Below are 8,871 nucleotides of genomic sequence, written 5' to 3'. Positions count from 1 at the left end.
TGACGGGTTGTTGCTGGACGATAATGCGGTAGGGATGAACGCGTTGAAATTCAGGCTTTCCTGGCAGCAAAGGTTGTGGCTTGAATTTATCGCTGCTAAGATGTTTGAACCATATATTGCAGGGAAAGATGCAAGTATACTCCTTGCAAACGTCAAATATGATCTTTATAACAATATGTTATCCCTATATTTTATGAAAGAAAATGATGGCGCTATTCTCAGTGTTTATCCGGAGAAACTGTTCTTAGGTATACGCGCGGAACGTCAGATGGAAAAAGGTGCTTTTTATAATATTGAAATTATTAACCACGGTTTGAATTTTGAGTTTTCGCAACAGCAGGCACAAACAGCGGTTAACGAAAAAAATGCGTGGACCGCAAAAATAAACGGCGGGTTACGGACGGTAATGCCTGCGCCGTTGCATTATCTCGGGAAAACAAAGGTTTTTATGGAGTACCTGTATTCAACTGCGGGGGAAAGGTTTGCACCGCTTTATTCCCGTAAATGGGACGGTGCGGAACGCGCGGGGTATGGTAATATATTCGGGTTAATGCTGAATGATACTTTTACAGGGTATCCTGCATCCCATAAAGATTATGGGATTGAAGTTGTTAATTTAGGGTTTACTGTTATGCCGTTGAATGAATTTGAGGCCGGAATTAATTTTTATAGTTATGCGGCAACAGGTATACAAACTGAAAATTATTTTGGGAATGAGATTGACGCAAAAGCGCAGTACGCGGTGAATGATTATTTGCAATTCGCGCTGTACTATTCGCGATACTATCCCGGGCGGGTGTTTACGTTAACAGAAACTTTTGTTGAAAGAATATGTCTGGAAATACTAACCAAGTTTTAAATATCGCTATTATTTGGCATAATCACCAGCCGCAATACGTGGACCTTGCGGTTAATAAGTCTTTATTCCCGTGGGTACGGTTGCATGCTACTAAAGATTATTACGATATGGTATCTGTGCTCGATGATTATCCAAAAATGAAGCTCACATTTAACCTTACTCCTGTACTTCTGTGGCAGCTTGATCAGTACTCAAAAAAATGTGTTACTGATAACTTTCTGGATTTAACATTAAAAAATGCTAGGGATCTCACTGAAGAAGAGCAAATATTTGTGCTTTACAACTTCTTTATGGCGAACTGGGATAATATGGTAGCGCCTTACCCAAGGTATAACGAACTTCTGGAAAAACGCGGCCGGAATGTTGTGATTGAAGAAATTAAGCGTACAAAAATGTATTTTAAGGAACAGGATTACCGTGATTTACAGGTATGGTTCAACCTCTGCTGGTTTGATCCTTATTGGAAACGTACCGACGAATTAGTCAAACGTTTATTTGGAAAAGGAAAAGGGTTTACGGAAGAGGAAAAAAAGTGTTTGATTGAAAAACAACTGGAGGTCTGCGGAAAAATCGCGGGGAAGTACCGCGAATTAATGGAAAGAAAACAAATTGAGATCATCACATCGCCGTTTTATCATCCAATACTTCCTTTGTTATGCGATACCATGGTGGCAAAACAATCCTTACCGGAAGAAGTACAGTTGATTGTTAAGTACCGCCATCCGGAAGATGCTGCGGTACAGGTGCGTAAAGCTGTAGAGTACTACAAATCACTGTTTGGTACCGCGCCAAAAGGTATGTGGCCGTCTGAAGGATCAGTGTCGGAAGATATTATTCCTATACTTGCAAAAGAAGGTATTAAGTGGATTGCTACGGATGAAGAAATATTGTTCCGGTCATTATCTCAAAATGTGCCGCAAACCAGGGAGCTGCTGTATCAGGCTTATAATATTTCAATTGATAACAACATGGTTAACGCGGTTTTTCGTGACCACACACTTTCTGATCTTATAGGATTCGCATATCAAAAATGGGATCCTGTTGCTGCGGCTAATAATTTTATTAAACGGTTGGAAGAAATAGGGGGTAAGGTTTTACATCATTCTGTCCCGCCGTTAATAACTGTCTGCCTGGACGGCGAAAATTGCTGGGAACATTACAACGAAGACGGAGAACCGTTTCTCCGCGAACTTTACCGCCAGTTAAGCGAACATCCTTTCTTGAAACCGACAACGGTGAGCGAGTTTCTGGAAAATAATAGTAATGAAAAAACTGTACTAACAAAATTATGGCCGGGGTCATGGATTAACGCAAATTTTGGTATTTGGATAGGTAACCGCGAAGATCAGCTTGGCTGGGAGTATTTAGCAAAAACACGTGTGTTTCTCGCAACAAATGAAGGCAGGATTAAGGATGAGAATAAACGTAAGCTGGCATGGGAATCATTATACGCAGCGGAAGGGTCTGACTGGTTCTGGTGGTTTGGTGAAGAGTTTTCTTCAGGGCAGGATGAAACTTTTGATTTTCTTTTTAGAAAACATTTGATGAATATATATGACATAGTGGGCGAAAAAGTGCCGGATTGGCTGCATATCGCAATTAAGGGAACCGGGGATGATAGTGAAACAAAAAAACAGAATAAGTTGTCAATCCCGCCAAGTAACCTTATTACGCCGCAGGTTGACGGGTTGGTAACAAATTATTATGAATGGCGTTCTGCAGGGTTATGTCAAACTGCCCGTGCGGGGGGTACGATGCATCAGGCGGAGAGTTTGCTGCAATCTATGTATTACGGGTTTGACCTTCAAAATTTGTATATAAGGTTTGATACTCTGCTTCCCCTGAAAAAAGTTCTTGGGCAGAATATTGTTATAAAAGTTGTATTCTTAAAACCGGAAGGGTGTCATATAGTAATACCGTTATCCGCAAAGGTGCCGACTGCTGAGTTTTATAGCCCTGCGCAACCTGATGGCGAGAAAAAGAATCTGTTGATTTGTATGGAAAAAATTATTGAGCTTGTAGTACCACTGAAATTGTTGTCTACTGTCGCAAATGATAAGATTGAGTATGTTGTCGTGATTGAGAAAGATATTATTGAACTTGAACGCTGGCCGCATCAGTCAAGTGTGACTTTTAATGTACCGGATGACAAGTATTTACTGGGACTATGGTCTGCTTGACACACAAATTCTTTTATTGACATATTTTTGGGGTTTATGTTATTATAAGTAACTGATATTAATCATAAAATGTATTAAGGGAGGAAGGTTTTAGGTGATGAAAAACAGAACGGCGTTGTTAACAAAAAGCATACTGGCAGCTGTACTTCTTACTTTTGTCAGCGCAGCATTTGTGTCTGCGCGGGATACTATCAGCATAATAAAGGAACGCAAAAAACTTATTGTCGGGCTTGAAGCTGAATACCCGCCGTTTGAGTTCAAAAATGACAAGGGCGAGCTTGTCGGGTTTGATGTTGATGTAGCCAAAAAAATTGCGGAACGTTTGGGTGTGGAAATTGAAATAAAAGAATATAAATGGGATCAGCTGCTATTCGCGTTAAAATGGCAGGAAATTGATATGGTTATTTCCGGGATGACAAGGACATTGGAACGCGCAATGGTAGTTAATTTTAGTGACGCGTATTTTGAAACCGGGCAGGTGGTTATGTTGTCTCCACGGAAAAAAGCGGTATCTGACTGGCGTGAATTAAACAATGAAAGTGTAAAAATTGCGGTATGCAAAGACACAACCGGTGAAATTACTGCTAAGAATAAGTTACCGAATGCGTCGTTGATACAGTATCTTGGTGAGGCACAGGCGTCAACTGAACTTATAGCAAACCGTGTAGACGCGTTTGTGTTTGATAAGCCTTATGCAGACGATTTGGTTGTTAAGTACCCGCAGTTGCGTATACTGCCGGACCAGTTGTCTTATGAATTGTACTGTTTTGCAATTGACGAAGGTGATCTCCACTACCTTTTATGGCTGAATTATTTTCTGGATGAGATACGCTTAACCGGAGAATATGAGGAAATTTATAATTACTGGTTTGTTGAGAAGCGTTGGAAGAAATAAAAGGTAATAATTTATTTGAGAAGCTATTCAAGTTTCTCGCCAGGTATTACAATTTACAGTCTGACGATGTAAATAAACTTGTAACACTGTCGTTAATATACTTCTGTATTATAATAGCAAACACGTTCGGAATGAACGCTGTTACTTCAATTTTTATATCTACCGAAGGTTCACAGTCTTTGCCGTTGATGTATGTCTTAACTTCAATCGTAGTGTTTTTTTCAATTGTCGGGTACAGTATTTTTATTGACCGGCTTGATAAACGCAAGCTACTATGGACTACCACGGTTTTGTTTGGTGTATTGATACTTATAAGCCGTGTGGCGTTGATGTTTCATTTTAAATGGTTAAACCAGGTGCTGTACATCGGCACGGAAACTATACGGCTAGTGTTATTCACGCAGTTCTGGGCGTTAGCTAATGATATTTGTGACCTTCGCCAGGCAAAACGGTTATTTCCGTTAGTAATTGGCAGCGGGTTGCTGGGAGGGATAGCGGCAGGGTTTCTCTGTGGTGTTATCGCAGAATATATTCATACTGAAAACCTTTTTATTCTATGGTCATTACCTTTGTTTGCTATTTTTTTTGTCAGTAAAAGATTAAAAACAAGCACATCTACCGACAAAGAAAAGGAAAGTATTACCACTATCTCAACAATGGTGAATGATCTTGTTGGCGGAGCGGGGTATGTTCTTAGTTCAAGTTATCTACGCGCAATTGGGATAAGTTTTTTCTTGTACGCTCTTGCGGTATATTTCCTGGATTTTCAGTATAACCGTATCGTCGCAGGATCATTTCAGGAAGACAGGCTGACAGCATTCTATGGGTATTATTCCGGTGTATTTTACCTTTTTACATTCATGATTCAGATGTTTGCCGTAAACAAGATACTTTCACGGTTTGGAGTTGGTAACGTCTTGTTGATATTCCCGAGCATAGTTTTAAGCGGTTTTTCCTCTCTAATCGTTTATCTACAGTTAGGTTCCGCTATATACGCAAAACTTACCCGCGACGTAGTAGGCAATTCGTTGGTTGATACTGCGTACCCGTTATTGTTTAATCCTGTAGAACGAAAAATGCGGGGCCGCACAATATCTTTTATTGAAGGAGTAGTGATTCCTCTGGGGATAGCAACTGCCGGAGGAACCCTTATATTTTTTAAAGATCTTAACCCCCAAATACTGTGTATTATAGGCCTAGTACTTACGGGTATATGGTTACTTATGAGCTTAAACCTTCGTAAAGAGTATGTACGCACATTACTGGCTACTTTGAGGGATACAAGTTTTGACGTGAGGTACCTTACCATCAAAGCTATTGACGATATGAAAACAGATCAGGCAGAGAAGGTTCTGGTGAAAGCGTTGAGGGAACCAAACGATGACCTGCGGATATTCGCTATTGAGATGATAGATAAACTTAAACTCAGTAATACTATTCCTGACCTCGTGGAAATTCTTGAGACCGAAGATAATAGTAAAATCCGCGCAACTGTGATCGAAACACTGGGTAGTTTCTCGAGCCATAATATCTACGAAGTCCTTATTAAATATACCAGTGATAAAGATGACCGTGTCCGTGCTAACGCAATAGAGTCTATCGGGAAGATCGGGATAAAAGACGGTAGGGATGCTTTACTGGGTAAACTCGATGATCCTGTCACACGTGTCAAGATTAATGCGTGTATAGCTCTGCATAAACTCGGTGATGACCGCGGGTTGGAATCTTTACAAAATATGCTTAAGTCTCAAAACCCTGAACTACGTTCAAGCGCAGCGTATGCTGCAGGGCAAATGGTGCATGAAAACAAGGTAATATTAGGTTTTGCGCTTAATGACACAGCACCAAAGGTAAGGCTCAGCGCATTGAGGGGTTTGCCTCAGGATAGCAGCGATATCGTTATTGATTACCTCGGTAAGTCATTGGATGACCCGGCTCCCATGGTTAATAGATACGCGCGGGAACGTCTAATCCGCACAGGAGGGGAACATGCGTTTGAACTGTTGTCCAGTAGGTTGAGGTTATCAAATATTAAATCAATCCTTACCGCAATTGAAGGCCTCGGCGCAATGCATGATCCCCGGGCTAAGAAGTTGTTGGTAAAGTATATTGATCACGCAAATGACCGTTTGCGTGAAGCTGTGATTGAAGCATATGATTTGATTGAAACACGGGAAGAACGCGTGATGTTTATTAATTGCTTAAAACGCGAGACCGCAAGTGTGTATTATAATATCGCTATAATACATAAACTTTTGCCGTTAGTAAAAAAAGTTCCTATAGTACAAATCCTGATTGATGCGTTGAATGATAAAAATTTGCGGTTAAAGAAGCTTATATTTAAAATAATTGGGTTACTTGAAGGATTTCATCATGGGGATAAGTTTTTGCGTTGGCGCGATTCTGATACACGCAGAAGAGCGTATGTACTCGAATTTCTGGAAGAAACCGGGGAACAGTATATTTCGCAGTACACACTGCCTATACTCGAAGAGACTGAGATTTCAACACTGTATAACTTATCGAATGTATTGTTTGCCCAGGAAAGTATTGATTTAGTAAAATGTTTCAGCAAGTTAGCGGCTGACTCAGAAGAATGGGTACGTGCATGCGCGGCATATGTTCTGCAATCTATCAACGAAACCACGTATACTGAAACCATAATTAATATGCTTGACGATGAAAGTAAACTTGTACGCCAAAATGCGGAAAAAGCACTGGAGTTGCTTGAGAAAAAAGCGCCTGGTGTTGTAAATAAAATAAGGTGGGCAGAAATTATGTTGAAAAGGTACAAAAATGCGTAAAAAATGGTATTTAATTGTTGCTGTGTTGATGTTGATGACAACAGGGTGTTTTAACAAACAGGAACCTACACTTGAGAAAATCAGGCAATCAGGGAAAATAGTTGTCGGGACAGACGCTACTTATCCGCCGTTTGAGACCAAGGATGTTATAACCGGTAAGTTTGTGGGGTTTGATATTGATTTAGTAACGGAGATTGCGCGCAGGATGGGCGTCACTGCTGAATTTATGACTATAGCGTTTGACGGTATTATTCCTGCTTTGCAGGAAAAAAAGTTTGATATGCTTATCTCAGCTATGACTATTACGGAAGAACGGGGAAAACAGGTGGCGTTTACTCTACCGTATTATAACGCTGGGCAGTCAATCACTGTACGTGAAGATAGTATGGTAACAGTACTTAATGAATTAGCCGGCAAAAAAATCGGGGTTCAGCTTGGTACTACAGGCGAGATGGAATCAAAGAAAGTCGTCTCCGCGGAGGTTGTTAGCTACGACGATATCGCTAGTGCGTTTATTGACCTGCAAAACAAAAAGATTGACGCTATAATAACGGACCATCCGACAAGCCGCGCAATCGTGTGTTCAAAGAAAGGGTTGAAAATTGTCGGTGGTAAAATCACGAGTGAAGAGTATGGTATGGCATTGAGAAAAGAAGATACGGAATTGCTTGAGAATATAAACAAGATAATTACCGAACTTAAGACCACAGGATGGCTTGATGAGTCAAAGAAAAAGTGGAAGATTGAAGATTAGCAATATATTTGCTGGTTAGGTTGTAAAAATGCTGTTTTTTGAGTTTATAGGAAAAGAACTGGAACTGTTCTACAAGATACTGGTGTTCCTTATCCCCGCGATCCCTATGACTCTAAAAATTACGATACTGTCATTCTGCCTGGCCCTGGTCATGGGTTTACTGATTGGCCTTGCACGTGTGTCACGTATAAATATTCTTCGTATTCTGGCAGCTGCGTATGTAGATATAATCCGCGGTGTGCCGCTGCTGGTACTGATATTTTTTATTTATTTCGGGCTTGGCAAAGTATTTAATTTACCGCAGTTTACCGCAGGTATCATCGCTATCAGTATCTGTTACAGTGCATACGTCGGGGAAATTGTACGTGCAGGGATACAGGCAATTTCGCGGGGGCAATATGACGCTGCGCAGTCGCTGGGAATGACAAATAATCAAACGATGCGGCATATAATTTTACCTCAGGCATTTAGAATTGTTCTGCCTCCTCTGGTCAATGATTTTGTTGCGTGCCTCAAGGATAGTTCACTTGTTTCTATTATTGGCCTTCGGGAGTTAACCCGCGCGGGGAGAGAGTTTTACTCGCAGTACTTTGTCGCGTTCGAAACATGGTTTATCATAGGATTAATATACCTGGCAATGACATTTGTACTGTCAAAATTCAGTGCAATGATTGAAAGAAAATATCAGATACGTTCATGAAAATTCAGATTGATAATGTCAGTAAAGTGTATAACGATGGCCGGCCCGGGCTTGACCACGTGTCATTAGTCATTAATGACGGTGAGGTTATTGCATTGATCGGCCCCAGCGGGTCAGGTAAAACTACGTTGCTAAGATGTATAAATGGATTAACCCCTTATGATACGGGTACTATCATAGTTGACACTCTTGAGGTTAAAGCATGTAATATCAACCAGATCTGCCGCGGGGTGGGGATGGTTTTCCAGCATCTTAACCTTTTCCCTCACCTCACAGCACTGGAAAATGTTGTCTTAGCTCAGGTTGTGGTACAAAAGATTAGCCGCGGGGAGTCGGTAAAGTATGCGGAAAGTTTACTTACCAAAGTCGGGCTTGAGAATAAGTATCATTGTTATCCCGCAAATCTTTCCGGGGGTGAACAGCAACGCGTGGCAATCGCGCGGGCATTAGCGTTGAATCCCAAGATAATGTTATTTGACGAACCCACGTCAGCACTGGATCCTGAGATGACAGAAGAGGTCCTGGAAGTGATGAAAGCTTTGGCAGATGAGGGTATGACTATGGCTATAGCGTCTCATGAGATGGGTTTTGTACGCAGGGTTGCTGATACGGTATATTTTATGGATGAAGGGCATATCGTTGAACACGGTACGCCTAATGTTATTTTTGATAAACCTCA

Annotated in this window: 7 protein-coding genes; all 7 read left to right on the top strand. The window is 41.0% G+C overall.

The window, feature by feature from the left end:
• The coding region (locus tag WC955_12245) for a hypothetical protein (protein MFA5859823.1) at positions 1 to 859 on the top strand (859 nt) is incomplete at its 5' end.
• Positions 832 to 3,039, top strand: a complete 2,208-nt coding sequence (locus WC955_12240; protein MFA5859822.1) for a glycoside hydrolase family 57 protein — start codon at positions 832 to 834, stop codon at positions 3,037 to 3,039. The genes WC955_12245 and WC955_12240, both read left to right, overlap by 28 nt.
• 97 nt (positions 3,040 to 3,136) lie before the next feature.
• Entirely contained in the window at positions 3,137 to 3,934 is a 798-nt protein-coding gene (locus WC955_12235) for a transporter substrate-binding domain-containing protein (GenBank protein ID MFA5859821.1), read from the top strand.
• A 131-nt stretch (positions 3,935 to 4,065) separates the two neighbouring features.
• Entirely contained in the window at positions 4,066 to 6,738 is a 2,673-nt protein-coding gene (locus tag WC955_12230; GenBank protein ID MFA5859820.1) for a HEAT repeat domain-containing protein, read from the top strand.
• Positions 6,731 to 7,492, top strand: a complete 762-nt coding sequence (locus tag WC955_12225) for a basic amino acid ABC transporter substrate-binding protein (protein MFA5859819.1) — start codon at positions 6,731 to 6,733, stop codon at positions 7,490 to 7,492. The genes WC955_12230 and WC955_12225 overlap by 8 nt, the downstream gene beginning before the upstream one ends.
• Before the next feature lie 28 nt (positions 7,493 to 7,520).
• Complete coding sequence (locus WC955_12220) at positions 7,521 to 8,192, top strand: amino acid ABC transporter permease (protein MFA5859818.1); 672 nt, start codon at positions 7,521 to 7,523, stop codon at positions 8,190 to 8,192.
• Positions 8,189 to 8,871, top strand: a 683-nt coding sequence (locus WC955_12215; GenBank protein ID MFA5859817.1) for an amino acid ABC transporter ATP-binding protein, incomplete at its 3' end; no start/stop codon positions are given. The genes WC955_12220 and WC955_12215, both read left to right, overlap by 4 nt.

The sequence above is a fragment of the Elusimicrobiota bacterium genome (genome assembly GCA_041658405.1).
Taxonomy (GTDB): Bacteria; Elusimicrobiota; UBA5214; order JBBAAG01; family JBBAAG01; genus JBBAAG01.
The sequence above is the reverse complement of the archived record's forward strand: the minus strand, read 5'-3'. Positions and strand labels throughout refer to the sequence as shown.